Here is a 26697-nt window from a genome sequence, read left to right on the forward strand (position 1 = left end):
CTGGATGTTGCCGTCCATGAACAGGCCTTTCGCCAGTTCAAGAACAGCAAACGTGGCTGGAATAGCCTGATCCGGTGGTTGCAGCAGTGGCCAGCCAAGCAGGTCGTGCTCGAGGCCAGTGGCGGCTACGAGCAAAAGGCACTGGATGCGCTGCATGAAGCAGGCCTGCCGATGGTACGAATCAATCCTGGCCGTGGCCGCAGCTTTGCCTCAGCCACGGGAAAGCAGGCCAAGACCGATCGTATTGATGCCATGGTGCTGGCCCACATGGCCGATGCCCTAAAGCTGACCCGCTACGTACCGCCAGCGGCTTGGCAGCGCCGTCTGGGTGAGCTGTGCCAGCGACGTCGCCACCTGGTCCAGATGCGGGTGAGCGAGCATCAGCGCATGCGCGCGTTCAGCGAACCCGGCCTGATTTCCATGCTGAATCAGCACCTGCGCGAGATCCAGAAAAGCATCAAGCAGCTCGACGCCACCATCGCAGCGCTGCTGGCCGAACAGGAAGGATGGCGTGACTTTGCCAAGCTCAAAGGTGCCGGCCCGGTGTTGATGGCAACCCTAGCCTGCGAGCTCCCAGAGCTGGGCAAGCTCAGCGGGAAAGCCATCTCGGCCTTGGTAGGGGTTGCCCCCATGAACCGCGAAAGCGGCACCTGGAAAGGGAGACGGAGCATTAGCGGTGGCCGCGCCGTTGTACGCGAAGCGCTCTACATGGCGGCGCTGACCGCCAAACGCTATGAGCCTCGGCTCAAGGAATTTTTTGAATCCCTCGTCGTCAAGCAGGGCAAGCCGGGCAAGGTGGCTTTGGTCGCGGTGATGCGCAAGATGCTGGTGATCCTCAACGCCCGCAAAAGGGATGCGGAGGCCCAGATGGCCTCCGCCTGACAAGACAGTTGCTACATTATCGTCAGACCGTCCGGGCCTCGCGGCGGCGGTGTACCCAGTAGTACAGCGTGGGAAGTACCAGCAGAGTCAGCAGCATTGCCGACAGCAGGCCGCCGATCACCACCACCGCCAGCGGCTTCTGGGTCTCGGCACCGATCGCATGCGAGGTCGCCATCGGCAGCAGGCCGAACATCGCCAGCAGCGCGGTCATCAGCACCGTACGCAGGCGCTGCAGCGAGCCCTGCACCACCGACTGCAGCAGGTCCATGCCCTGCTCACGCAGCTGGGCGAAGCGACTGAGCATCACCACCCCGTTCAACACCGCTTGCCCGAACAACGCAATGAATCCGATCGCCGCCGACACCGATAGAGGAATGCCGGTCAACCACAGGGCCAGGATGCCGCCGATCATCGCCAGCGGTACGTTGGCCAGGATCAGCGCCGCGCTGCTGATGTCCTTGAAGGCATCGAACAGCAGCACGAAGATGATCAGCACCGACAGCGGAATCACCCAGCCCAGCCGTTTCATCGCACGCTGCTGGTTCTCGAACTCCCCGGACCATTCCAACCGGTAGCCTTCCGGCAGCTGCACGCTGGCGTCCACGCGCTTGCGCATGTCGGCCACCACGCTGCCCATGTCACGACCAGCGATGAAGATGCTGACCGCCTTGACCCGCTGTGCGTTCTCGCGCGAGATGTTGATCGCGCCGCTGGCCATGCGGAAGTCGGCCACGTCGGACAACGTCACCGCGTGGCCATCGCCGATGCCCACCGGCACCGTACGCAGCCGTTGCAGGTCACGGTCGGCATCGTCCAGGCGCAACGTGATCGGGAACTTGCGGTCGCCCTCCCACAGCTCGCCGACCTGGCGCCCGCCCAGCGCGGTCTCGATCACCTCGTCGATGTCGCGCACGTTCAGGCCATAGCGCGCGGCGCGATCGCGGTCGATCTCGATCTGCAGCTGCGGCAAGGAGCCATCGCGGTCGATGAAGGCACTCTCCACGCCCTCCACGCCACGCACCTGGCCCAGGATCGCCTGCGCATGCTGGTTCAGCACGTCCAGATCCGAGCCACTGACCTTGATCACCACTTGGCCCTTGATCTGCGAGATGCTCTCCAGGATGTTGTCGCGCACCGGCTGCGAGATCGAGAACTCCGGCCCCGGAATGCGCTGCTCCAGCGTGCGCTGCAGGTCGCTCACCAGCTGCCGCTTGTCCACCCCCTTCGGCCATTCCTTCTCCGGCTTCAACGCCACCAGTGCCTCGATCTGGTTGGCGCCCTTGGCATCGGAGCCGTCTTCCGGCCGCCCCAGTTTGGCCACCACCGTCGATACCTGCGAGAAGGTTCCAACCAGCTCGCGGATGCGCCGCGACTGCTGCTGTGCTTCGGCCAGGCTGGTGCTGGGGTCAAGCGTGGCGGTCAGCCAGATCGAGCCCTCGTCCAGCTCGGGCAGGAACTCCGAGCCCAGGCGAGTGCCCAGTGCCAACGTACCCACCAGCAACGCCACTGCGGTCAGCACCACCGCACGTGGCCGGGCCAGTGCGCGCTCCAGGATCGGCCGATACCAGTCGGTCAGGCGGTCCATCAGCGGGTTGCCGTCGCGCATGCGGTCGCGCCGCAGCCACCAGTAGCAGAACAGCGGCACCACGGTCAGCGCCAGGATCAACGCACCGATCAACGCCGAGGTCACCGAGTACGCCATCGGCGCGAACATGCGGCCTTCCTGGCGCTGCAGGGTGAAGATCGGGATGTGCGCGGCGATGATGATCAGCATCGAGAAGAACGTCGGCCGGCCCACTTCCGATGCGGCTGAAAGAATGGTCGAGAACCGCGTCTTCCGATCAGCCGTAGGTGGCAGCTTCGACAGTCGCGAGACGATGTGCTCGGTGACGATCACCGCACCATCGATGATGATGCCGAAGTCCATCGCGCCCAGTGACAGCAGATTGGCCGGCACGCCCCACAGGTGCAGGCCGAGGAAGGTCGACAGCAGTGCCAGCGGCATCATCGCCGCGACGATCAGCGCGGCGCGGGCGTTGTACAGGAACAGCCACAGCACCAGGAACACCAGCACCGCGCCTTCCAGCAGGTTGCGGAAGACGGTCTTCAGCGTGGTCGAGACCAGCCACGAGCGGTCGTAGAACGGCTCGATGCTGACCCCGGCCGGCAGTTGGTTCGCCTCGATCTCGGCGATGCGCGCATGCAGGGCGTCGAGCACGTCGGACGGATTCTCGCCCTTGCGCATCAGCACCATGCCGAACACCGCATCGTCATTGTCGTCCTGGCCGACCAGGCCCTGCCGTGGCAGGCCGGTATCGGCGATGCCGGCGAGGTCGCGCACCAGGATCGGCGTGCCCCCACGCTGCGCCACCACCACGCTGCCGATGTCGGCCGGCGAACGCATCAGGCCCACGCCGCGGATCAGGAACTGCTGCTGCCCGCGCTCCACGTAGCCACCGCCGGCGTTGGAGCTGCCCTTTTCCAGCGCCTCGGCGAACTCACCGAGGCTGATCCCGCGATCACGCAGCTTGTCCAGGTCCGGCTTGACCTGGAACGTGCGCGCGAAGCCGCCGAAGCTGATCACATCGGCCACGCCCGGCACGGTGCGCAGGCTGCGCTCCATCGTCCATTCCTGCACGGTGCGCAGCTGGGTCGGCGTCATGTGCGGGCCCTTGAGCACGTAACGGTAGATCTCGCCCACCGCCGAGCTCATCGCCTCCAGTTCCGGCGTTACCCCTTCCGGCAACTCCACGCCCTGCAGGCGTTCCAGCACCTGCTGCCGCGCGAAGTAGTCATCGGCCTTGTCGTCGAAGGTCAGGATGATCATCGACAGGCCGAACTGCGTATGCGAGAACACCCGCACCGAATGCGGGATGCCGGACAATGCCACTTCCAGTGGCATCGTCACCTCGCGCTCGACCTCTTCGGCGGCACGGCCCGGGTGCAGCGACACCACTGTTACCTGGGTGTCCGACACGTCCGGGAAGGCTTCCACCGGCAGCACGCGGAACGCGGCAATGCCAGCGCCGATGAACAGCAGCAGTGCCAGCATCACCATCAGTGGCTGGCGCAGGCAGTAGGCAATCAGGCGATCGATCATGGGGCGGCGTGCCCCGTGCCGATGCTGGCGGCGGCGGGCGCACTGTCCGCCAGCTGCTGCAGCAGCAGGCCGCCCTCGACCACCACTCTGGCGCCTGCGGCCAGGCCCTCACGCACCCACAGCCGGCCATCGCCCAGTTCCTCGGCATGCACAGCGTGACGCACGAAGCGGCCCTTGCCCTCCTCCACGAACACCACCTGCTTGCCGTCGATCAGTAGTACTGCCGCATCGGGCAGCGAGACACCGCCCTCGGCCGGCAACGCCACCTGGGCGCGCACGTACTGCCCCGCCTTGAAGCCGCGTGCGCGGTTGTCCAGCTCGGCGCGCGCCTGCACCACGCGGCGCTCGCTGTCGACGAAGTCATCCACGTGCTGCAGGGTCGCCTGCAACGACTGTCCATCGGCACCGGGCATACTCACCTGCATGCCCGCCTTGAGCCGTCCGGCCAGGCTCTCGGGAACATCCAGCAGCAGCCACAAGCGGTCTGGATCACCAATCACCGCCAACGGCTGTTCGCTGTCGGGGCTGACCGCCATGCCCGGGCTCATCCGCCGCTCCACCAGCACGCCATCGATGGGCGCGCGCAGCGGCAGGCGCTGATCAACGCGCTGGCCATTGCCATACGCCCTGGCGAAGGCGGTGGCGCGCGCATGATCGGCCTGGCTGCCGGCGAAATTGGCCTCGGCCTCGTCCAGTTCGCGGCCCGACGCCACACCCGCCGCATGCAGTTCGCGGGTGCGCTCCAGCTCCCTGCGCGCCTGCTGCAGCTCGGCACGGCCACGCACGCCGTCGGCCTGGGCCTGGCCGAATTCGGGCGAGGTGATCCAGGCAATCACCTGGCCAGCCTTCACTTTCTGCCCTGGCTGCGCCTCGATGCGCGCCACCTGACCCGGCAACGGCGTGTGCAGTGCGCTGGAGCGCGTCTCATCCCAGACCACCCGGCCCGGCAGCTGCAGGCTGGCGCTGGCGCCGGCGGTTACCGCCTCGCTGCGTAGCACGTCCAACTGGCGGCTACCGGCAGGAAACTGGATCTGGCCAGCACTGACCTTCGGCGCGTCCTCGGTATACGACGCCGGTTCGCGGCCGCAGCCGCCCAGCAGGGCCAGCGCCAGCAAGGCCGGCAGCACGGCGTGTCGCGCCTGCGGGCGATAAGCGACAGTGGACTTCATCGGGACTCTCCTTCAGCAACGGATGTGGCCGCTTCCCAGCGCGCCAGGGCAATGGCATGGTCGGCACGCGCTTCAATCAACGCAGCCTCGAAATCGCGCCAACTGCGGCGCGCATCCAGCAGATCGGTCAGGCTGGCGGCGCCGCGCCGGTAGGCCAGCTCGATGCCCTGCACCGCCTTGCGTGCGGCGTCGGACTGCAGCCCTTCGTAGTCGTTGCGACGCTGTGCGGCGGACTGCGCGGTGGCCTGCAGCTGGTCCAGCTCGGCGCGTGCTTCGCGCTGCAGCACCTGCAGTTCCAGCGCGGCGCTGTCGCGGTCGGCCTCGGCACGCTGGATCGCACCGCGTGCGCGCGACGGGCCGCCCAGTGGAATGGTCAACGACACGCCCCAGGTAACACCGCTGATGTCGGTGGGCTCGCGCTCCGCCTCCACGCCCAGCTGGATGTCGCGATGCCGCTCGCTACGCGCCAGTGCCACGCCCGCGTCGGCGGCGGCCAGGCGCGAACGCGCCGCACGCAGGTCGGCGCGCTGATGCGGATCGAACGCGCGCACATCGGCCACGCTGCTGACATCCGGCCAGGGGTCATCGGCACTGAGGCCGCGGCTGTCATCGCTGCCGAGCAGCAGGCCCAGCGCATGCCGCGCGTCGCGCAGATCCAGGGCCGCCTCGCGCGCCGCGTCGGCCACCGCCAGATCGTCCACCGCCAGCCGCGCACGATCCACCGGCGCCATCGCCCCGGTGGCCACCTGCTTGTCGGCCGCCGCCATCTGTTCGACCGAACTCTGGCGGTTGGCGTCGGCAATCTGTGCCCGCTCCTGCGCACCCTTCAGGCCGAAATAGGTTTCGTGCAGCGCCACCTGTTGTCGGCGCCGCGTATCAAGCATCTCCAACCCGGCCACTTCCAGCAGCGCATCGGCCTGGCGGATACGCAACGCGCGCTTGCCACCGCGCTCCCAGGTCCAGCCCAGGCCCAGCGTGCTGTCCACCCGCTTGTCCTGCCAGCGCCCAGGGCCGATGCCATGCTTGGGGCTGATCTTGCTGGTGCCGATCGAAAGCTCGGTGGCGGGGCGCAACGCCGCCGTCTGCGCGTCGCCCTGCACGCCGCGCAGTTCCAGTGCCGCCGCACGCAGGTCCGGGTTGTGTGCTTCCATTGCACGCTGCGCTTCTGCCAGGGACAGCGCCGAAGCCGCAGGCGCGCACAAAAGGGCGGCCAGCACGACCGCAAGACGAGGGGAGAAATTCATGCACGTCACGGTAAGGTGACGCACTTGCGCCAAACTTGCCCCAACCTTGCACGAAGCTTGCAATGCGAATCCTGCTGATCGAAGACGACGCCGCCCTGGCCGATGGACTGATCCGCGCCCTGCAGGGTGCCGGTCACCTGTGCGACCACCTCTCGCGCGGGCTGCACGCGCCGGCCGCGCTGGCCAGTACCCCATATGACGTCATGGTGCTCGACCTTTCGTTGCCGGACGTGGATGGCCTCGACCTGCTCTCGCGACTGCGCAACGACGGCGCTACCCTGCCGGTGCTGATCCTCACTGCGCGCGATGGCGTGGAGGACCGCATCCTCGGTCTCGACCGCGGTGGCGATGATTACCTGGCCAAGCCATTCGCACTGGGTGAGCTGGAAGCCCGCCTGCGTGCGCTGTCACGCCGCCGCAGCGATGCGCCGGCACAGAAGCGACTCGGCCGGCTGTGCTTCGACAGCATCCGCAATGAAGTGCAGGTGGAAGGCCAGCGCATCGAGCTGACCGCACGCGAGCTGTCTCTGGTCGAAGCGTTGATGCAGCATCCGGGCCGCACCGTCACCAAGCAGCGGTTGTTCGATGCGCTGTACAGCTGGGATCACGAGGCCAACCTGTCGGTGATCGAAGTGCATGTCAGCCGCCTGCGCCGCAAGCTGGAACAGGCGCGCGCCGGCGTCGGCATCCGCATGCTGCGTGGCCTTGGCTACCGGCTGGAGGCCGTGGGTGACTGAGCGCGTGCACAGCCTGCGCGGCCTGCTGCTGCGACGCCTTTGGCTGCCGCTGCTGGTGCTGCTGCTGTGCAGCGCAGTAGGTTCGTTCGCGCTGGCGCGCTTCTACGCCGGCCAGGTCTACGACCGCTGGCTGCTGGACTCGGCGATGTCGTTGTCCGAGCTGGTGACCGTGCAGGATGGCCGCGCCTCGATCGAGATCACCCCGGCCGTATCGCGCATGTTCACCTGGGACACCGCCGACGAAGTACATGGCGAGGTGGTCGACGCTGCAGGCGGGCGCCTGTATGGCGACCTGCCCGAAGCATTGCCGCGCCCGGCGAGCGCTGCCGCGGATGACGACGCGGTCTACTACGATGCCCGCCTGCGTGGGCAGCCGGTGCGCATGGTCGAAGTGGTGGTCAGCGCCGGGCCGGGCCATGACATCCGGTTGCGCGTGGCCGAGACGCTGCGCAAGCGCCACCGGCTGGAACGCAAGCTGCTGCTGACCAGCGTTCCGTTCCAGGCCGCGATCCTGGCACTGGCGGCGTGGCTGGCCTGGTCCGGCACCGGCGCCGCCGCACGCCACGCGAACCTGGTCGCACGGAAGCTGGCCAGCCCGCGGCCGGATCCATTGGCACCGCTGGACCCGGCGCAGGAAGCTCCCCGCGAACTATGGCCGGCGGTGGAGGCCTACAACGCCTTGCTGCAGCGCCTGGACGCGATGCAGGGGGCGCAACGCCGCTTCGTCAGCAACGCCGCACATCAACTGCGCACACCGTTGGCGGCCATGCAGGTGGAGCTGGAGAGTTCATTGCGCCAGCACGATCCGCAGGCCCAGCAGCTGGCGTTGTCCGGCACGCTGGCCGGGCTGGCGCGGCTGCAGCACCTGGTCAACCAGCTGCTGATGCTCAGCCGTTCCGAGGACCCGCAGGGCAGCGCGCTGCCGCTGCAGCCGGTGGATCTGGCCGTGCTGGCACGTGGCGTGGTGGAGCGTTACGCCGACCGTGCGTTGGCGGCGGGCGTGGACCTGGGTTACGACGGGCCCGACGACGGCGTGCAGGTACAGGGCGACCCGCAGCTGCTGCGCGAGGCGCTGGGCAACCTGCTGGACAATGCGCTGCGCTACGGTGCGTCATGCGGGGTGATCACCCTGGGCGTTCGGCACGAGGCCGAAGGTGTGCAGGTGTGGGTGGACGATGACGGCACCGGCATTGCCGAAGCCGAACGCGCACGCGTCACGGAACGTTTCTACCGGGCCAGCACAGAAGGCGACGGCTGCGGGCTGGGGCTGGCGATCGTGGCCGAGATCGCGCAGCGGCATGATGCGGCGTTGGTGATCGATACCGCCCCGATTGGTGGCGCGCGGGTGGGGTTGTGGTTTCGTTCCCGCTGACGTCCGGCGTGCCAACCAAGGTTGGCACCTACCCAAAAGCACCACGGCCTGCGGATTCCGGCAGATGCCAACCTTGGTTGGCGCCGTTGATGTTCCGCGTGCCAACCAAGGTTGGCACCTACCAAGTGCGAGGCAATGACGGCGGCAATGCGGCGCCGCCCATCATCACCGGCTCATCGAATACGGCGCCTGCGCGCCCTGCCCCGGCCATGCCTTGTTCGGCTCGGCCTGCATGCTGAAGCGCAGCTCGCCACCGGCCAGGATCTCGTCGTGGCGCAGGAAGGTGCGCTGTAGCGGCTTGCCGTTGAGGCTCACGCTGCCCACATAGGTGTGCTTGTCATCCAGCCCATCGGCCACGATGGTGAAGGTCTTGCCGTTCGGCAGTCGCATCGCGGTCTTCGGCAGGAACGGACGACCCAGGATGTACTCGCCCGAACCCGGTGCCACCGGGTAGAAGCCCAGCGCGGTGAACACGTACCACGCCGACATCTGACCGACGTCATCGTTGCCAGCCAGGCCATCAGGGCGGTCGGCGTACTGGGTGTCCATGATCTGCTTCAGGCGCGCCTGGGTGCGCCACGGCTGGCCCGCATGCGAATACAGGTAGGCGACGTGGTGGCTGGGCTCGTTGCCATGCGCATACCAGCCGATCAGGCCGGTGATGTCTTCCATGTGCTCGAAGATGGACGGATCCACCTTGGCGTTGAACACCTCGTCCAGGCGCGCGAGCAGCTTGTCGCTGCCACCATGCGCTGCCGCCAGCCCGGCGACGTCCTGCGGCACGTACCACGAGTACTGCCAGGCGTTGCCCTCGGTGTAGTCGGTGCCGTAGCCGCTGGCGCTGGGGTCGAACGGGGTGCGGAAACTGCCATCGCGCTTGCGCGCACGCATGAAGCCGGTGTCCTTGTCGAACGCGTTGCGCCAGTTGCCCGCACGCTTGTCGAAGGTGGTCGCGACGTCGGTCTTGCCCATCGCCTGCGCCATGCGCGCGATGGTCCAGTCATCGAAGGCGTACTCCAGCGTCTTGCTGGCCGCTTCGCCTTCCTCGTCGATCGGCACGTAGCCCAGCTCGCGGTACTGCGCGATGCCATCGTACGGGCCGTAGTTGGCGGTCTCGACCATTGCCTTCAGCGCCTTGTCGGCGTCGAAGCCACGAATGCCCTTCACGTAGGCGTCGGCGATCACCGGCACGGCGTGGTAGCCGATCATGCACCAGTCTTCCAGGCCGTGGAACGACCACACCGGCAGCATGCCGTAGGGGCTGTGCTCATGGTGGGCCAGCATCGAATTGACGAAGTCGCTGTTGCGCTTCTCCGGCTGCACCAGCGTCAGCAGCGGATGCAGCGCGCGGTAGGTGTCCCACAGCGAGAACGTAGAATAGTTCGTGAAGCCGTCGGCTTTGTGCACGGCATTGTCCGGCCCGCGGTACTGGCCATCGGCATCCATGAACAGCGTCGGCCCCAGCATCGTGTGGTACAGCGCGGTATAGGCACTGCGTCGCGCATGTTCCGGCGCATCGATATCCAGCACCGACAGCGCCTGCGTCCACTCCTGCTTGGCCTGCGCACGCACGCCATCGAAATCGAAATCGGCCACTTCCGCGTCGAGGTTGGCGATGGCGCCGGCCTCACTGACCGGAGAAATGGCTACCTTCACCACCAGCGGCGCGTCCAGCTTGCCGAAGGCGAAGGTGCCAACCAGCTGCTTGCCTTCGATCTGGGCGCGCTGCGCGGGATCCTTCTCGCCCGGCGGCGGGAAGCCCTTGTAGACGATGTCCTGTTCGGTATTGTGCAACTCATGCCCCGACAGCGGTCGCGAGAAACGCATCGCGAAGTACAGCTGGCGACCGGGCGCCCATCCACGGGTTTCGCGGAAGCCGGTCACCGTGCCATCGGCACGCACCCGCACCCGCGACCACAGTACCTTGCCCGGGTAGTCGTACATGCTGGTGCGCATGTCCAGCAGCACCTTGGCTTCGGCGCCCTTGGGGAAGGCATAGCGGTGCACGCCCACGCGCGCACTGGTGGTCAGCTCGGCGCGTACCTTGTAGTCATCCAGAGTGACGGCGTAGTAGCCTGGCTCGGCTTTCTCGTCGTCATGGCGGAAACGCGAGGCGTAGCCGCTGCGTGGCTTTTCCGGATCACCGCGCTCCAGGCCCGGATTGCCGGTGAACGGCATCAGCAGGATGTCGCCCAGATCCGAATGGCCGGTGCCGGAAAAATGGGTGTGCGAGAAGCCGACGATGCTGCTGTCGTCGTAGCGATAGCCGGCTGCCCAGCCGTAGGCCTTCTCGCGCGGCTGGATGCGCGTATCCGGGCTGAGCTGGACCATGCCGAACGGCACCGTTGCACCCGGATAAGTGTGGCCTTCCCCACCCGTGCCGATGAACGGGTCGACCGAGGCATAGGCCTTGTCGGCGGCCGTTCTGGCAGGCGCAGCCGAAGCCAGGCCGGAAGCGAGCATCGCCGTGGCGGCGACAACGATCAGGAGACGACGGTCCAGCGTGGGCATCGGCATTTGGATCGATTCAGGTGGTGGTCAGATGCTAGCACCGCGCCTGTCACGCTGCATGCTGCAGTGCGACTGCCCGGCTTCCCACGCCCGGTTCAATCTTCAATCGGGAAGCGCGCTCTGCAACGACATCAGGTCCGCACGATCCAACGGCCTTACCACCCGCGCAACCTCTTCTCCATCGTGCAGCAGCACCACTGTCGGCCACAGCTTCACCTTGAACGCTCGCCCCAATGGCCGTCCCTTGCCATCCTCGACCTTCCAGTGCGGCAGATCGTTCGCTTCGACAAAGGCCTGCAATGCGGGCTGCGCGGCCTGGCAATGGCCACACCAGGGTGCACCGAACTCGATGAGCTGCCAGCCGACCTGCGCCCCCACATCCGAGCGGTCGGGCTCCGCCGACAGGTGATCGCGCATGAAAGGCATCCGCGCTACGCCGCCAGCGCCTTCTGGATATCCGCCAACGGTGCGTTGGTCAGGTCCTTGGCGATGTCGCCCAACAGGCGGGCCTGGGTCTCCTTGTGCAGCAGCGGACGGATTCGCCCCAGCGTGGTCGGATCCGCGATCAACACCAGATGTGCATAGCGGTTCTTCAACGCATCCTCATTGAGCTGTTCCGCCACCTGCTTGGCGAAGGTGGCCTCATTGAGCTGCGAGACCGACATGTCCTTCGGCACTGCACCCGCAGGCCCCTGCCCGGACACACCCTGCTCGCTGATGTCCTGCAGGCGCAGTTCGCCTTCCTGCTTCAGGGTCAACTGGTGGTTGCTGCCCACGTTGGTGAACACCCGTGCCGAACCACCGTCGGCTACCACGATCAGGGTTCCTTCGGGAATCGTCCGCGCCATTGCATCCTCCATCAATCCAAAAAGTGGGTGTGCGCTCCACCTTATGCACGCCGATGTCACCAGAGCGCGCACAGGATGTGATCAGGTCATCGCAATCTGCAATCAGCGCTAAATTTCCCCGGATGCCTGCCGCTATGGCCTCCATCATCGCGAGGAACCTCTGTGTACGCTGGCTCACTGTTCCACGTCTGCTTTGCCACCAGTCTGGCGATCGCCGGCTGCGCAGGTTGCATCCATCAGTTCCTGTTGGGCCAACCGCTGTTCGCATTGGCCATCATGTTCTCCGTGCTGACGATGATCGGCGCCGCACTGGTCACACGTCGGCTGGCGCTTCCCGGCGCATTGGCCATGGCCTGCACCGTGTTCGGGTTGATGGCGAAATCGGCCTGAGCCATCTGAACAGGCAGTGTGGAACACAGCGTGCAGATCAGACTGCTTCGCTGCACGCTCACGCCGATGCCGTTATGATGAATCAATGATCGACAAGACCCACTACGTGACGGGCGCACCTGTTACGTGGGAAGCACTGCCGACCGGCGCTTCGCTTGCCACGAATGCTCCCGCCCTGCATTTCCATCGCCTTGCGCTGGATCCCGGCGGATGACGCCCGCAGGCCCTCTGCCTGCACTCCCTACGCTGATGTGATACCCGGCCGCTGACTGCGCGGCCGCTGTGATCCCGTTGTCGCGTCTCCGCCTCTGCGGCGGTGTTTTGCCGTGCGCGTGGCGTTGCGCCTGCACACATTCCCCGGCCCCCACGCCACCCATCGATGCCCTGCGCCACTTGCGCCCGCATCGCCGTTTCCGATTTCCGGGACACACCACGCCGCCCATTCCCCTATTCCATACCTACAAGGGAGCCCCCATGCAGGACACGCCCGAGGCACATGCCCATTTCGGCTGGTTCAAACGCCGCCGCCACCTGAAGGTCGATGAGATCACCGTCGTCGACAAGCCCATGCTCAAGCGCGCCGTGGGCGCCGCCGCACTCGGCAATGCCATGGAGTGGTTCGACTTCGGTGTCTACGGCTATCTCGCCGTCACCATCGGCCAGGTGTTCTTCCCCTCCAGCAACCCCACGGCACAGGTAATCGCCGCCTTCGCCACCTTCACCGTGGCATTCCTGGTGCGGCCGCTGGGCGGCCTGGTGTTCGGCCCGCTCGGCGACCGCTATGGGCGCCAGAAAGTGCTGGCATTCACCATGATCCTGATGGCACTGGGTACGTTCTCGATCGGCCTGATTCCCTCCTACGAGCGCATCGGCATCTGGGCACCGGTGTTGTTGCTGCTGGCACGTGTGGTGCAGGGTTTCTCCACCGGTGGCGAGTACGGCGGCGCGGCCACCTTCATCGCCGAGTATTCCACCGACCGCAACCGCGGTTTGATGGGCAGCTGGCTGGAGTTCGGCACGCTGGGCGGCTACATCGCCGGCGCGGGCACGGTCACCGCACTGCACATGCTGCTGAGCAACGGGCAGATGCTGGACTGGGGCTGGCGCATTCCGTTCCTGGTGGCCGGCCCACTCGGCCTGCTCGGCCTGTACATGCGCATGAAGCTGGAAGAGACCCCGGCGTTCCGCGCCTTTGCCGAGGAAGCCGAGAAACGCGAGCATGATCGCCCCGGGCTGGGTGCACTGTTCCAGGTACACGGCCGCCAGCTGCTGGTGTGCATGGGCCTGGTACTGGTGTTCAACGTCACCGATTACATGCTGCTGACCTACATGCCCAGCTACCTCAGCGTCACCATGGGCTACGCCGAGAGCAAGGGCCTGCTGCTGATCATCATCGTGATGCTGGTGATGATGCCGCTGAACATCGTCGGTGGGTTGTTCAGTGACAGGTTGGGCCGCCGCCCGATGATCATCGGTGCCTGCATCGCGCTGCTGGTGCTGGCCATTCCGTGCCTGCTGCTGGTCGGCAGCGGCAACGACTGGATGATCTTCCTGGGCCTGATGCTGCTGGGCCTGGCACTGGTGTGCTTCACCAGCTCGATGCCGTCCACGCTGCCAGCGCTGTTCTATACCCCGGTGCGCTACAGCGCGCTGTCGATCGCCTTCAACGTCTCGGTGTCGCTGTTCGGTGGCACCACGCCACTGGTGACGGCATGGCTGGTGGAACGTACCGGCGACCCGCTGGTGCCGGCCTACTATCTGATGGGCGCAGCAGTGATCGGCCTGGTAACCATGCTGTTCGTGAAGGAGACCGCCGGCCTGCCGCTGCGCGGCTCACCGCCGGCCGTCGGCTGCAAGAAGGAAGCCGCTGCGCTGTTGATGAGCGATGCACCGGTGACGGTGGACCCGACCCTGCCACCGCTGCCGGACGTTGCGGACCCCGAGCAGGTAAAGCCGGCCTGAGGCTCGGCGAAGCCGGCGTTGTAGAGCCACGCCCGTGCCCGGTTGCCTTTCGGGGGATCAGCCGAGCGTGGGCTCGGCTCTACAACGCATGCGCCCTCAATCGCGCGCAGCGTTCAACTCCATCGCACGCATCACGATCGGCTTGGCCCAGTCCGGCGTATGCAGCAGCTCGGCCACCGAAACCGGGTACTGCAGCTGGCCCTGTGCCATCGCCAGTACCGGCAGCGGCTCAACGCAGCCGTCGGCGTCGGCAGGAGCGCTGTTGTCGTAGACATGCAGCTCGGCCAGGTGTGGCAGCAGTTTCAGCAGGTTCTCGCGCGCCGAATCAAAGCGGGCGTGGATCTTTTCCACCGGAATGTCATGGCCGCCGGCGGCCACCCGCGCCGCAACGCGGGCGATATGCAGCTCGACCGTGGCCAGGCCACAGAACCAGATCGCGACGTGATGGTGCTCGCAGGCCTCGCGCAGCAGGCGTGGAATGGTGTTGCCACCCAACGTGGTCTCGAAGGCGAAGTCCGTGCCATCGGCCATGGCCTGGCGCAGGCGGCGGGTGCCTTCCTGCCAGGCCTCGGCATTGGCTTCGGGCAGCGGCCAGCCGGCCTCCACCAGGCGGCGGGTGAACGAATCGGGATTGAACCAGCCCAGCCCTTCGGCTTCCAGCCAGGTACCCAGCAGCGAACTTTTGCCGGCGCCATTGACGCCGGCCAGCACCAGGATCCGCCCCATCGGTCAGAGCGGACGGCCGAGGGTGACCTTGCGGCCGCGGCGGATCGGCTGGCCCAGCACCTTGCCCAGCCCCTCACCGCGCTGCAGGCCGGCCAGAGTCTGGTCGAATTCGCCGCGCAGGCGCAGCAGCTCTTCACTGCGCTCACCGGCATCGCTGCCGGCGGCCTTGGCCAGCAGCTCCTGGTAGGTGCGGATGTCCACGATCACCGCTTCGGGGTGGTTGTGGTTGGTGATGACCAGCGCCTGCTTCTCACGCACGGTGCGCATCAGGCTCGGCCAGCCACGGGTCTTCACCGACGACGCGGGGGCCTTTTCGAGGCCAGGCAGATCCAGCGGCAGGGTCATGGCACGGCTCCAGACGGGGATAGTTGTGGCCATTATGCCCAATTTGGCCCAATTGGGGATAAATGAACCTTACCGGCCGGAACCGTCCGCCGCCGCACCCGGGGCATCGGTCTGCAGCAGACTGTCACGCTCGCGCAGCGGGAAGCGGATCCAGGCATCCAGGCCTTGCGGGCCAAAGCGCAGCTCGCCGCTGCCGGCCAGCTCGTACGGCACGCGCTGCTCGATCAGCGCCCGGCCCAGGCCACGCTGGCGTGGCAGCTCCCAGTCCTCCACCTCGGCATGGCGCTCGTACCAGTGCAGGCCCAGCCATGGCTGCCCGGCCTGAACCTGCAGGTCCCAGGTCACCTCTATGCGACCGTCTTCATGGGTGAGCGCGCCATGCCTCAGGGCGTTGGTCGCCAATTCGTGGATCGCCAAGGACAGCACTTCGGCCGCCTTCGGTGGCAGCAGCACATCCTCGCCCTGCAGGCGATAGGCGGCCGTGGCCGGCATCTGCGCTGCGATCTCCTCCTCCAGCATGCCGCGCAGGCAGACCCCCGCATTGGCGCCGCGGGTCAGCAGGCTCTGCGTGCGCGCCAACGACATCAGCCGCCCGCACAACCGTTCAGCGTATTCATCCACGCTGCTGACCGACGCGCGGGTCCGCCAGGCAATGGCATGGATGGTCGACATGATGTTGCGCACCCGGTGCTGCAACTCGGCCAGCAGCACCGACTGGCGCTCGGTGGCGCGCTTGAGATCGTCGATGTCCACAGCGATGGCGAACACGCCGCTGACCTCGCCATCGGCATCGCGCAACGGCGCCGCAGCGACCCGGGTCCAGCGCGCAAGCCCATCATCGTGCAGGTACTGGAACTCCAACCCCGGCACCACCGTCTCGCCGCGCATCGCGCGGGCGATGGCAAAGTCTTCGGGCCCGATGAGGCTGCCGTCGGCATGCCAGCCCCGCCAGCGATGCTGGTTGGTTTCGTCGGTGGAAGGCACCTTGCCGCTGGGCAGGTAGGCACGCATCTGGTCGTTGGACAGCAGCATGCGGCCTTCAAGGTCGACGATGCACAGGCCCACCGGCAGCATCCTGAAGGCCAGCTCCAGGCGTCGCTCGCTCTCGCGGCGGCGCAGTTCCTCGCGCTCGCGCGCGGCCAGCGCCAGATGCGCGGCGGTGGTCTCGAACATGGTCACCAGTACGCCGTTGATGCGCCCTTCCTCGCCGCGGATTGGGCTGTAGGTGATGGTGAACCAGATGTCTTCCAGCCGGCCACGCCGGACCAGCGGGTACAGCTTGTCTTCAAAGGTGAGCGTCTCACCCTGCCAGACACGGGTGTAGAGCGGGCCATTGATGTGCCAGACCTCGGGCCAGCACTCGCGGGTCGGCTGGCCGAGCCCGCCGGGATGCTTGTCGGCCAGGACCTCGGCATAGCCATCGTTGTAGAGCTGCACCAGCTGCTCGCCCCACAGCACGATCATCGGGAAGCCATGGGCCAGCATCAGGTCGACGGTGGCGCGCAGATGGGGTGGCCACTGCTCGCAGGCACCCAATGGCGTGGATGACCAGTCATGGCGGGCGATGCGCGCGGCCATGCCATCCTGGCGCGCATGCAGGCGCGGTGCAGCTGGCATCCCGCCACGCAGCGTGGCGGCCTGGATGCCTTCAGGACGGCGCGACATGCCGCGCAATCAGGCGATGCCCGCAGAGACCTGCGGCGCCGCCACCAGCCCGGCCAGCTGCTGCACCAGGGTTTCGATGTGATAAGGCTTGGTACAGCGCGGCGCGCTGGCGAAGCGGCTGGGCAGGTTGTCGTCGTAACCGGAGGTCAGCAGGAAGGGTGTACCCGCCTCGGCCAGCCGATCGGCCAGCGGATAGACCTGCTCACCGCCGAGGTTGATGTCCAGCAACGCCACATCGATGGGATGGGTATCGACCAGCTGCCCCAACGCCTGCAGATCACCGGCAGGCCCCACCACCTGTGCGCCTTTCAGCTCCAGATAGTCGACCAGGAACATCGCGATGGCGAATTCATCCTCCGCCACCAGTACACGCAGCCCTTTCAGGCCCTCTGGTTTGTTGCCCGCTTCCAGCACGACCGGCGCTCCTCGATACACGCGGCCCACCTCCGCCGCAACGCCCGCAGGATGCGCGAACCGGGCTACAAGAGCGCGTGATGATGGATGAAGGTCGAGGCCACGGCGCGTTCACCGCGGCATTGCAACGGCGCGTTCAGAAGGCCCGCTCCCATTTCAGGCTGAGCAGGCTGCGGTCGTGGCTGTACAGCCAGCCGACGTTGCTGTCGATGCGCGCGTAGCGCAGGCTCAGGCTGGGTACCAGCCCGGCCACGGCCAGGCGCTCGCTGCGCACGATGGCGATCAGGTTCTGTTCGTCATCCTGCCGACGCGCCTCCAGCAACGGACTCCAGGCGTCGTAGTCGCGATGGCGCAGCGACACGAACACGGTGGCCGTGGTGCCGCTCCACTGCCGTGCCGCGCCCAGCCGCAGGCCGCGCTGGCGGTAGCCGTTGGCCGGGTCGGCAGCGCTGCTGTCGGTGACATCCAGCCCTGCGAAGACCGTCCAGCGCGGATTGAGCGCGCGGAACCAGGTGGCATACAGCGATGCCAGCTCGCCGTCGTAGTTGCTGGCCAAGCCCTGCTGGCGATACCGCTGGCGCTTCCAGTCGGCCTCCAGCTTGAGCAGGCTGCGTGCATCCAGGGCGTACTGCCATTCCCCGTGCACGCCACTGCCGCCCTGCAGCGCATGGTTGCCCAGGCCCTGGTAGTCATAGCTGGGGGCAAGCATCACGGTCTGCCGTGCACTGCGCCAGCTGTAACCCGCCTGCACGTTGGCATTGAGCTCGTTGTACGCACTGTGCCCGCGCCATGTCTGACCGAAGGCGAGACCGCGCACGTACAGCCCATGATGCCCGCCGAGCACCCAGCGCCGTTCCAGGCTGGCGTCGTAGTCGAGGCCCGCCGCGCGCTGGGCGTCGGGCAGTTTCCGTTCGATGATGCAGGCGTCGCCTACGCCGAACAGGCAGGTGCGGCTGGCCGAGCTGCGGTTGATGTTGTCACTCCACGCCGGGCCGGCGGACAGCGCGCCTTTCCAGCGCTGGCGCGCCTGCAGGGCACTCAGGTAACCGTCCACGCGGGCGCGGACGCCGGCCGTGGCCGGATCATCGGCATTGATGCCTGCAGCAATGGCCGTGAACAGCGCAACCGCATCGCGATCGCGCTGGTCTTCCGCATAGACACGCGCCAGCTCGAGGCGGGCTGGCAGGAAATCCGGCTGCGCTGCCAGCAGCGCTTCGTACTCCTTCGCCGCGCGGCGATGGTCGCCGGCCACCCGCGCCAGCGCCCCCTGCGCATAGTGGCGCAGCAGGGGATCATGCCCCGGCAGTTCGATGTACTCCTCGAGGAACGCAGCGGCGGCCTGCCATTGCTGGTGCTGCAGCGACAGGTAGAGCGCCTGGCCGAGATCATCGACGGTGCGCTCCACGCGCAGGGTCTGGCCGTCGATGGTGATGGTCGGCCGCTCCGACTCGGCCTGCTGCAGGCGCTGCTGGTCCTGCTGCTGGTGGCGCAGGTCGGTGCCCTGTTCGAGCACGCGGCGAAGATCGTCCTGCTGGGCGCGCACATCGGCGGCCGCCAGCAGCAGGACGACAAGGAAGATGGAATGGCGCATGGTCGATCCGTGGTGGTGCATGCAGCGGGCCGAAGCAGGGACTGGCGGATCGCGGCTTGTCCCTGCCCTGCCCCGTCAGGGGCGTGGCAATCAGTTCTTGCTGCCGCCGAAGGCGGTGTCGTACTGGCTGTTGCCGCTGAAGGTGGCGATACCGGCCAGGGCGGCCGCGTTGGCGCCGAAGAACTGGCCCTGGGTGGTGCCGGCAACGCTGCCGTTGGCGGTGGCCGAACCGGCGAACGACGCATTGGCGCTGTTGATGTTGGCGTTGACGTTGATCGCCAGGCCGCCACCGGTCAGGCCGCCGAGCAGCTTGCCGCTGCCGAAGTCCGCACGGAAGGTGCCCGACAGCAGGTTGCTGCCGTTGAACTTGTTCAGGCCCGCAACGCTGTAGGTGGCCACACCGGCCGGCAGCGTGGTGCCGGCACGGTCACCGACGAAGTAGACCTGGCGGTTGTTGAAGCCACCAGCGGCGCCATCCTTGGACCACTCGCCGAACCACACATCGCCGCTGCCAACCTTGACGAAGTTGAAGTGGCCCATGCCGGAATGGCTGCCCGGGGTGCCGGTGATCGGCATGGCCAGGGTGCGCACGGTGACGCCATTGACGGTGGTCGGGGCCGAGTAGGCCGCCAGGCCCTGGAAATCGACCGGCTTGGCATTGGACACGGTGCCAACGCCGATACCGGCCTTGCCGGCCGAGTGCGGGCCGCCGTTGACTTCCGACGCACCGACCTTGACGTACAGCTGCGCATCGGTCGCCGGGCTGGCAGCGCCGACGATGTCGGCCGCCTGCGCGGTACCGGCCAGGGCCAGCGCAGCGGCGACGGCCAGCAGGGAACGGTTGATCATTTTCATGGTATTGCTCCTTGGGTTGAGGGAACTACGGGTACAACACGAAAAGGAACGGCGGCGGATCAGTTGCGCTGACCGCCGAAGGACGTATCGAACTGGCTGTTGCCGGCGAAGGTGGCGATGCCGGTCACGGCACTGGCACCGGCGCCGAAGAACTGGCCGCTGCTGGTACCGATGATCGAACCGTTGGCAACGGCTGAACCGCTGAACGCACCGGTGGTGCGATCCAGCGTGGCGCTCGCGGCGAGCCTGTATCCGGTCCCGACCAGGCCGGCGGTGACGGTGCCGGTATCGAAATTCGCCCGCAACGCACCTTCCAGCACGCCGCTGCCATCGAAGCGGTTGATGCCGGCCAGGGTGTAGGTAACGACGCCGGCTGGCAGCGAGGTACCGGCACGGTCACCGACGAAGAACACCTGGCGGTGATTGAAGCCCGCCTGCGCGCCGCTGGATGACCATTCACCGAACCAGACATCTGCATTGCCCACCTGCACGAAGCTGAAGTGGCCCACGCCAGCGGCGGGGAACGGCAGGCCTGCGTCCGGGCCCAGCGTGCGGACGGTGGTCGCGCCACGCACCACCGTCGTGGCGTAAGGCACCAGGCTGGCCACGTCCACTCGTGCCGCGTTGGCATACGCCCCCAACGAAATGCCGGCGCGACCGGAACGGTGCGGACCGGCGTTGAGTGTCGATTCGCCAGCATTGATGTAATGGACGCCATCCTGGGCCGGGCTCTGCCCGCCAGCGATGTCGGCGGCCATGACCGGCATGGACGCCAGCAGGCAGATCGAAAGTACAAGGGTGCGGTGCTGTCTCATGGATGATTCTCCCTGTCGAATGCGAACTCAGAAGCGCGCGGTGACGCCAAGCTTGATCGTGCGGCCCGGTGCAGGCAGCGTTGAGCGTGTTGCCGGGTCGACGTAATAGCGGTTGCCGAGATTGCTGCCGACCAGCTCGACGCTGGCGTGCTCGTTGAAGCGCCAGCGGGCGTAGGCATCCACCGTGGTGATGTTTCCCCAGGTGAACGGCACGTTCTGCCAGAGCAGGCTGCTGCCACCGGCGACCAGGCGGTCGCGGTAGGCCTGCAGGTCCGGATTGTCGTGCCGCTGGTAGTGCACGATGCGGCTGCCCAGTTCCAGGCGCTCATCGAACAGGCGGGTGCCCAGTGACCAGTTCACCGACAGCTTCGGCGTGGCCTGGGTCAGCAGATAGCCGCTGACGAAGCCATCCTGGACGCAGTTGGGCACCCGCCCCTGGTCCGCATCCAGCCGTACCGCCGAGCTTTCATCGCAGACTTCGTTTTCGAGGATGCGGCTGATGCCCAGGTCGGTGAAGAAGCGCCGGTTGTCGAAGCGCGCCTGCAGCTCGAGGCCGCGGATGGTCTGCTTGTCGATGTTGTCGAACATGAAATACGCATCACGCTCGATGACATTGCGGGTCTTGTGCACGTAGTAGGCCAGCTTGACGTCGGCATCGGCGGTGTTGCCGAACAGCCCGGAAAGGTTGTGCACGTACCCCAGCTCGTAGTTGTAGGCATGCTCCGGCTTGAGCGGATACAGCGGATTGAGGCTGCTGGAGAACGCAATGGTGCTTTCGAACATGCTGGGGAAGCGCACCGCCTCGCTGTAGCGCAGGTAGGCACGGGCGGTCGGCGAGAAACGCACCGTCGCCGAGAACGTCGGCAACCAGGCGTGATCGCGGTGCCGTTCGTTGCGCCCGGCCACCGACTGCATCGCCCCGCCCCCGATCCTGCAGCGGATGTCGGTACCGAGCACCATCGGCAGCAGCCCGGGGATCGCGGCGACCTGGCCGTTGAGGCAGGGATTGGTGGCGCGGCTGTAGTTGCCATTGGCATCGGGCAACCAGGGAATGCCGTGCTGGACCTCCATGGGTGTCTCGTACTTGCGCAGCAGGTCGGCCAGCGACTGATCGACGATCCAGCCCATGCCGATGCTGTTCCAGAATTCCCGCTCGCTCTCGATCGCGTCGATCTCGCCCTGCAGACTGTCCGGGCGCGGCGGCAGTTCATTCACCCGGTACTGCGCTTCGCGCGGCACTATCGAGGTCGTCTGCAGTTCCGGATGGGCCTGCAGGAAGTCGTCGAACGCCCAGTAACGGCTGTAGCGCACGCCGGCATTGAGGGTCAGGAAGTCGACCGGGCGCCATTCCAGAGTGAGGTAACCCTCGCCCTCCTGGCGACGGCCGGCGCGCGGGTACATGCGCCAACCATCGGACGGGCCGAAATACGGGTCACGCGAACCGAGCTTCTCGTACTGCCAGTTGCCGCCCACGGTCAGGTCCAGTGTGGAATGCAGGGCGAAGCGGTTGCTCAGGGTCAGGCCGGTCCGGTCGTTGCTCGCATTCGCCAGCGCGGTGTTGCGCAGGATCGGGCTGGCACCGGCATTCCAGTCCGGGTTGCCGGGGGCGAAGTTCGGGAAGCCACCTGCGGTGTAGGTATCGCTGTCCGTTTCGGTGCGCCACAGATTGGCGTACACGTCCAGCCATCGGCTACCGGCCGGCTGGAAGCGGTACTCCAGGTTCCAGGCATCGGACGCAACCCGGCTGAGCGGCCACTGGATGCGACCGTAGTCCGGCGCGGACAGGATGCGCGACGGCATGATCTCGCCGTAGTGCGACAGCGTGCGCCGCCAGGTGGCCTTCAGCTGCTGGTCGTCATTGATCTGCCAAGTTCCCTTGACCAGCCACGACTCCTGTTCGCTGGAGGTGTTGGGCACCTCATCGCCCGGCTTGAAGTAGCGCGCCAGCGTGGTGATGTAGTCGATGCCCTGGTACTCGAACTGCTCACGCCGGTCCTGGTCGTAGTAGGCGCTGCCCTGGGTCCCGGAGAAGTAATTGCCGCGCTTGCGCCAGGCGTAGGCGGCCATCAGGTCGACGTTGTCGCCACGCACACCCAGCGCCAATCGCCAGGCCTGGTCCTCGCCATCGAAGGGGTTGTTGCCACTGCGCGACTTCACCGGCACCACCAGGGTGCGGTCGTCATAGGGCGAGTTCGGCGAGCCCTGCGGGAACCCCGGCACCGTGCGGTAGTCCTCGCCGGTATGCAGGCGAGGCAGGCGCGGCGCCACCGCATTGCTGCTGCCTTCGATCTTCAGCTCCCCGCCGAAGCGCTCACCCGCTTCCACGATGTCATCGACGTCGATGGTCTTGATCACCAGCGCGCCACCGATCCCGCTGTGCACATCGCGCACCAGCCCTGGCCCCTTGATGACCTGGATGCCACCAATCAGGTTGGGATCGATGTAGTTGCGGTTGCTGACGCCGTTGTAGCCGCGCCAGACCGTGAGCGCCTGCTCACCACCGTCGATGCTGACCGGCACCCGCCCCGGCCCCTGGATGCCACGGATGTTGATGTCCAGCGCGCCGCTGTTGCGCGCATCGCCACTGAACACGCCGACCAGATCCTTGACCACGTCGGCCGGGTTGGAGCCGCGGTAGCGCTCCACCCGGTCGCGCCCCGAATACGCGGTGGTCAGGTCCAGCGCGAACACATCATCGTAGCCGCGCCGATCGCGCGCCTCGCCCCCTTCCGACTGAAGGCGACCGGCCACGTCCAGCGTCTCGGTCACCCGCACCCCTTCCCCCTCACCCGCATCCGCTGCGGCCCGCAAGCTCCAGGTACCATCCATGCCACGCTGCGCGCGCACGCCGCTGCCGCGCAGCAGCTGCTGCAGGGCCTGCATCTGGCTGTATTCGCCACTCACTGCACTGGAGCGGCGGCCCTCCACCAGGTCACTGCGGAACACCACCTGCACATCGGCCTGGCGGCCAAAGGCGCGCACAGCGTCGGCCAGGGGTTGTTCCGGAATGGTGTACTGGCGCAACGGCGCGACGACCGCCGGTTGCGCCTGCACGGCCGACACCCAGGCCAGCGGCAGCAATGCGGTGGAGATGGCCAGGGCCAGGACGGTGGCGCGGCGATGACAGGCGGATGCCGTGGACGGCATGGACAGGAACTCCTCAAGCGTGGCTGGACCACGGGCACATCCGGTGCCGGTGGTGTGTCTGGCTTGAGAAGAAACGGTGTTTCGCTCTGGCTATACCTCTATAGACAGCCGCGTGTGGCGACTGCCCACGGTTTTTTCATGTTTTTTTCATTTGGCGAGCCGTGCTCTGCGCCGCAGGCACCTCACCACACCACCAGCGCGCCGCCGGGCAAGCGCTGCACGCGCAGTCCCGCCTGCGCGGCAACCGCATCGATGGCGGTGTCCGGCTGCTGCAGGTGGAACAGGCCACTGACCCGCACGTTCGCGCCCTGCCCACCCAGTACCCATACCGGTGCACGCCGATAGCGCGCCAGATCGGCGATGGCCTGCGCGGCCGGCAGGTTGTCGATCGCGACCTCGCCACGCCGCCACGGCGCCATGGCCTCGGCATCTTCCAGCCGCACCGGCTGCAGCCAGCGGCCGTCACGGAACGTCCGCGACTGCCCCGCATGCAGGCGCTGTACGCTGCCATCGCCCGGACGCACGTCGACCACACCCTCGCTGACCTGGGTGGTGACCGTGGTGTCCTGCATCGACACGCTGAAGGCGGTGCCGATATCACGGACCCGGCCGCCCGCGGCCTCGACCTGGAACGGACGAGCCTCGTGCGCCACCTGGAACCAGGCCTGTCCGCGCAGCAGGCGCAGGCGACGCTGCTGGCCGTCGAACTCGAGCGCCAGCGCGGTGCCCGCATCGAGCACGGCGGTGCTGCCGTCTTCCAACTGCACCACGCGTGGCGCATCGCTGCTTCGCAGGTCACTGCGTGCCAGCAGCAGTGCGTGCGGTGCCGCCGTCACCATCAGTACGACGGCGGCGGCACTGGCCAGCAGCCACGGCAGGCGGCGCGGTGCGATCGGACGCAGCCCTTGGCGATCAGCCGTCAACCCGGGCAGCGCGGCCAGCACCTCGGGCCCGGCGGCATCCAGCCCCTGCCAGAAGGCCTGCTGCTGGCGCCAGGCCAGCGCATGACGTGGATCGGCCTGCAGCCAGCGCTGCAGGGTTCGTTGCTGGCGTTCCGGCAGCGGGCCTGCACTGCACCGGATCACCCAGCGCAACGCCTGCCTGGCCTGACGCGGCGAGGGTTCGGACGTGGTCATGGTTGTGGCCTGCCGCACCGCGAACGGGTGCGCTTTCCTGTTGTGACAATGGCGGGCGCGATCTGCCCACGGCAATCGCCGGTCATCGGCGCGTTCCCTGTTGATGCTGCTGGATCAGCAGCGCCGCGCGCAGCACATGCTTGCCGACCAGGCTCTTGGAGATTCCCAGGCGCGCGGCAATCTCGCGTTCGCTCAGGCCCAGGTAGCGGTTGAGCACGAAGCACTCGCGTACCTGGGCCGGCAGCGCGAGGATGGTCTGGGTGATCTCGCGCAGTTGTGCCTGGTCCAGCGCCTGGGCCTCGCCGTCGTGGCCCGCCTCGGCCATGTCGGTGGCGTACTCGGCCATCGCGCGCCGCTCGCGGGCGTCGGCCTGGCTGCGGTTGAGCGCATGGTGATAGGCCATCCGGTACAGATAGCCGCGCGGCTCCAGGATCGGTGGATCACCGGGCACGCTGCTGGCCTTCAGGTACAGGTTCTGCAGGGTGTCCTCGGTACTGGCCGGGTCGAGGTAGCGCGCGATGAAGCGAGACAACGCACGGCGCTCGCGGATCAGCAGCTCGACCAGCGCCAGGGCATTGGGAGACATAGGTGCCAAGGCCGGACCGGGGAATGATGGGCGTGATGGCGACGGTCCGGACGTGGATTGTGGGCTGCACGGCCGCAGGCATCAAGCGAAGGCCCGTCGCGCGGCACCAGGATCATCCACCCATGGCGTGGATCTATCAGGCGGCGGATCCAGTAGATCCACGCCATGCGTGGATGCGGAGCCTACGGTTCGTCCAATGCCTCGAAACGCTCGGCGAGGTAATCGATCAGCGCGCGCACCGCAGGCAGCAGGCCGCGTCGCGACGGGAACACCGCGTGCACGATGCCGTGCTTGGGCACCCATTCCGGCAGCACCGGCACCAGCGCGCCACTGGCCAGCTCGTCGCTGATCATCATCCGCGGCAGCATCAGCAGGCCCACCCCGGCCACCGCAGCGGTGCGCAACGCGATCATGTCATCGCTGACCAGCCGTGGGCGGTGGTGCACGCTGGCCAGCACATCGTCCGGCCCGGTGTATTCCCAGACATGCTGCTGGCTGGGCGATGCCAGATCGACGGTCGGCATCATTGCCAGATCGGCCGGCACCTGCGGCGTGCCCAGCCGCTGCAGCAGCGCCGGACTGGCACTGGTGCACCAGACCCGGCGCGCCAGCACGCGTACCACCAGGTCACTGTCCTCCAGCGGCGGCGGTCGCACGCGGATCGCCACGTCCACACCCTCGCCCACCACGTCGACGCGCCGGTTGGTGGCGTCCAGCTGCACCGTCACTTGCGGGTGAAGGGCGAGGAAATCGGCCAGCATCGTGCCGATGCGCGCATGCAGGATCGCGATCGGGCACGCCAGGCGGATCGTGCCGCGCGGCTCGGCGCGTGACAGCGCAATCGCTTCTTCGGCCGCTTCGGCCTCGACCAGCATTGCCTTGCAATGGCGGTAGTAGTCCTGGCCGACCTCGGTGACCGAGAAGCGCCGGGTCGAACGCTGGATCAGGCGCACGCCCAGGCGTTCCTCCAGCAGCGCGATGCGCCGGCTCAGTTTCGACTTCGGCATGGCCAGCGCCCGGCCGGCCTGCGAGAAGCCACCGTGCTCGACCACCATGGCGAAATAGAACAGGTCGTTGAGGTCGCAACGGCGGATATCAGCGATGAACACGGGGCGATCTCCTGTGGCCCAAGGCGCGCACACATTGTTCACCAGATAGGACTATGACGGCAAATATTGGCGTCTACCGACCCTATTGTCGCG

Annotated in this window: 23 protein-coding genes; 6 read left to right on the forward strand and 17 right to left on the reverse strand. The window is 67.0% G+C overall.

Features of this window, described 5'->3' with window-relative positions:
• Window positions 1-882, forward strand: an 882-nt coding sequence (locus ACJ7C5_RS19225; RefSeq protein ID WP_412704800.1) for an IS110 family transposase, incomplete at its 5' end; no start/stop codon positions are given.
• A gap of 22 nt (window positions 883-904) precedes the next feature.
• On the opposite strand, the gene ACJ7C5_RS19230 is transcribed toward ACJ7C5_RS19225, so the two are convergent.
• From ACJ7C5_RS19230 to ACJ7C5_RS19240, 3 genes are read right to left on the reverse strand one after another with little or no spacing between them, the layout of a single operon-like run.
• The gene (locus tag ACJ7C5_RS19230; protein ID WP_412704801.1) at window positions 905-3982 is read right to left on the reverse strand and encodes an efflux RND transporter permease subunit; all 3078 of its coding nucleotides are present in this window, start codon (window positions 3980-3982) and stop codon (window positions 905-907) included.
• Complete coding sequence (locus ACJ7C5_RS19235) at window positions 3979-5151, reverse strand: efflux RND transporter periplasmic adaptor subunit (protein ID WP_412704802.1); 1173 nt, start codon at window positions 5149-5151, stop codon at window positions 3979-3981. The genes ACJ7C5_RS19230 and ACJ7C5_RS19235 overlap by 4 nt, the downstream gene beginning before the upstream one ends.
• Entirely contained in the window at window positions 5148-6395 is a 1248-nt protein-coding gene (locus ACJ7C5_RS19240; RefSeq protein ID WP_412704803.1) for a TolC family protein, read from the reverse strand. Before ACJ7C5_RS19240 ends, ACJ7C5_RS19235 begins: the two co-directional genes overlap by 4 nt.
• A gap of 62 nt (window positions 6396-6457) precedes the next feature.
• Here ACJ7C5_RS19240 and ACJ7C5_RS19245 point away from each other — a divergent pair, with 62 nt between their 5' ends.
• Together ACJ7C5_RS19245 and ACJ7C5_RS19250 are read left to right on the forward strand one after the other, a co-directional pair.
• On the forward strand, window positions 6458-7132 hold the full coding sequence (locus ACJ7C5_RS19245; RefSeq protein WP_110712493.1) for a response regulator: 675 nt from the start codon (window positions 6458-6460) through the stop codon (window positions 7130-7132).
• Window positions 7125-8504, forward strand: a complete 1380-nt coding sequence (locus ACJ7C5_RS19250) for a sensor histidine kinase (protein WP_412704804.1) — start codon at window positions 7125-7127, stop codon at window positions 8502-8504. The genes ACJ7C5_RS19245 and ACJ7C5_RS19250 overlap by 8 nt, the downstream gene beginning before the upstream one ends.
• 165 nt (window positions 8505-8669) lie before the next feature.
• Here ACJ7C5_RS19250 and ACJ7C5_RS19255 read toward each other — a convergent pair whose 3' ends face one another.
• The 3 genes from ACJ7C5_RS19255 to ACJ7C5_RS19265 form a co-directional block, all read right to left on the reverse strand.
• A complete protein-coding gene (locus tag ACJ7C5_RS19255; protein WP_412704805.1) occupies window positions 8670-11021 on the reverse strand; it encodes a GH92 family glycosyl hydrolase in 2352 nt (783 codons plus the stop codon).
• Window positions 11022-11117: 96 nt separating this feature from the next.
• Window positions 11118-11432: a thioredoxin family protein gene (locus ACJ7C5_RS19260; protein WP_412704806.1), complete on the reverse strand. Its 315-nt coding sequence runs from the start codon at window positions 11430-11432 to the stop codon at window positions 11118-11120.
• Window positions 11433-11446: 14 nt separating this feature from the next.
• Window positions 11447-11863 carry a baeRF12 domain-containing protein gene (locus tag ACJ7C5_RS19265; RefSeq protein ID WP_057501570.1) on the reverse strand — a complete coding sequence of 139 codons (417 nt, stop codon included), beginning with the start codon at window positions 11861-11863 and terminating at the stop codon, window positions 11447-11449.
• Window positions 11864-12025: 162 nt separating this feature from the next.
• Here ACJ7C5_RS19265 and ACJ7C5_RS19270 point away from each other — a divergent pair, with 162 nt between their 5' ends.
• The 3 genes from ACJ7C5_RS19270 (at window position 12026) to proP (ending at window position 14215) form a co-directional block, all read left to right on the forward strand.
• Window positions 12026-12253, forward strand: a complete 228-nt coding sequence (locus tag ACJ7C5_RS19270) for a hypothetical protein (protein WP_097047700.1) — start codon at window positions 12026-12028, stop codon at window positions 12251-12253.
• An 85-nt stretch (window positions 12254-12338) separates the two neighbouring features.
• Window positions 12339-12467, forward strand: coding sequence for a hypothetical protein (locus ACJ7C5_RS19275; protein WP_254919678.1), 129 nt, complete (start codon window positions 12339-12341; stop codon window positions 12465-12467).
• Window positions 12468-12727: 260 nt separating this feature from the next.
• Window positions 12728-14215: a glycine betaine/L-proline transporter ProP gene (gene proP / locus ACJ7C5_RS19280; RefSeq protein ID WP_094000696.1), complete on the forward strand. Its 1488-nt coding sequence runs from the start codon at window positions 12728-12730 to the stop codon at window positions 14213-14215.
• Between the two features lie 96 nt (window positions 14216-14311).
• On the opposite strand, the gene ACJ7C5_RS19285 is transcribed toward proP, so the two are convergent.
• The 11 genes from ACJ7C5_RS19285 to ACJ7C5_RS19335 form a co-directional block, all read right to left on the reverse strand.
• Window positions 14312-14941, reverse strand: a complete 630-nt coding sequence (locus tag ACJ7C5_RS19285) for an ATPase (protein ID WP_412704807.1) — start codon at window positions 14939-14941, stop codon at window positions 14312-14314.
• A gap of 3 nt (window positions 14942-14944) precedes the next feature.
• Window positions 14945-15286: a type II toxin-antitoxin system prevent-host-death family antitoxin gene (locus ACJ7C5_RS19290; RefSeq protein WP_010485378.1), complete on the reverse strand. Its 342-nt coding sequence runs from the start codon at window positions 15284-15286 to the stop codon at window positions 14945-14947.
• Between the two features lie 69 nt (window positions 15287-15355).
• A complete protein-coding gene (locus ACJ7C5_RS19295) occupies window positions 15356-16951 on the reverse strand; it encodes a sensor histidine kinase (RefSeq protein ID WP_412704808.1) in 1596 nt (531 codons plus the stop codon).
• Window positions 16952-16960: 9 nt separating this feature from the next.
• Window positions 16961-17386: a response regulator gene (locus tag ACJ7C5_RS19300; RefSeq protein WP_412704809.1), complete on the reverse strand. Its 426-nt coding sequence runs from the start codon at window positions 17384-17386 to the stop codon at window positions 16961-16963.
• A gap of 115 nt (window positions 17387-17501) precedes the next feature.
• Entirely contained in the window at window positions 17502-18956 is a 1455-nt protein-coding gene (locus ACJ7C5_RS19305) for a porin family protein (protein ID WP_412704810.1), read from the reverse strand.
• Window positions 18957-19046: 90 nt separating this feature from the next.
• Window positions 19047-19811: a Slam-dependent surface lipoprotein gene (locus tag ACJ7C5_RS19310; RefSeq protein ID WP_368850593.1), complete on the reverse strand. Its 765-nt coding sequence runs from the start codon at window positions 19809-19811 to the stop codon at window positions 19047-19049.
• 59 nt (window positions 19812-19870) lie between these two features.
• Window positions 19871-20626: a Slam-dependent surface lipoprotein gene (locus ACJ7C5_RS19315; protein ID WP_412704811.1), complete on the reverse strand. Its 756-nt coding sequence runs from the start codon at window positions 20624-20626 to the stop codon at window positions 19871-19873.
• A 27-nt stretch (window positions 20627-20653) separates the two neighbouring features.
• Complete coding sequence (locus tag ACJ7C5_RS19320) at window positions 20654-23773, reverse strand: TonB-dependent receptor (protein WP_412704812.1); 3120 nt, start codon at window positions 23771-23773, stop codon at window positions 20654-20656.
• 182 nt (window positions 23774-23955) lie between these two features.
• Window positions 23956-24909, reverse strand: a complete 954-nt coding sequence (locus ACJ7C5_RS19325) for a FecR family protein (protein ID WP_412704813.1) — start codon at window positions 24907-24909, stop codon at window positions 23956-23958.
• 82 nt (window positions 24910-24991) lie between these two features.
• Window positions 24992-25495 carry an RNA polymerase sigma factor gene (locus ACJ7C5_RS19330; RefSeq protein ID WP_197612610.1) on the reverse strand — a complete coding sequence of 168 codons (504 nt, stop codon included), beginning with the start codon at window positions 25493-25495 and terminating at the stop codon, window positions 24992-24994.
• A gap of 182 nt (window positions 25496-25677) precedes the next feature.
• Window positions 25678-26604, reverse strand: a complete 927-nt coding sequence (locus ACJ7C5_RS19335) for a LysR family transcriptional regulator (RefSeq protein WP_088026165.1) — start codon at window positions 26602-26604, stop codon at window positions 25678-25680.
• Window positions 26605-26697: the final 93 nt, after the last annotated feature.

This window comes from Nocardiopsis yanglingensis, from assembly GCF_045809185.1.
Classification (GTDB): domain Bacteria; phylum Pseudomonadota; class Gammaproteobacteria; order Xanthomonadales; family Xanthomonadaceae; genus Stenotrophomonas; species Stenotrophomonas yanglingensis.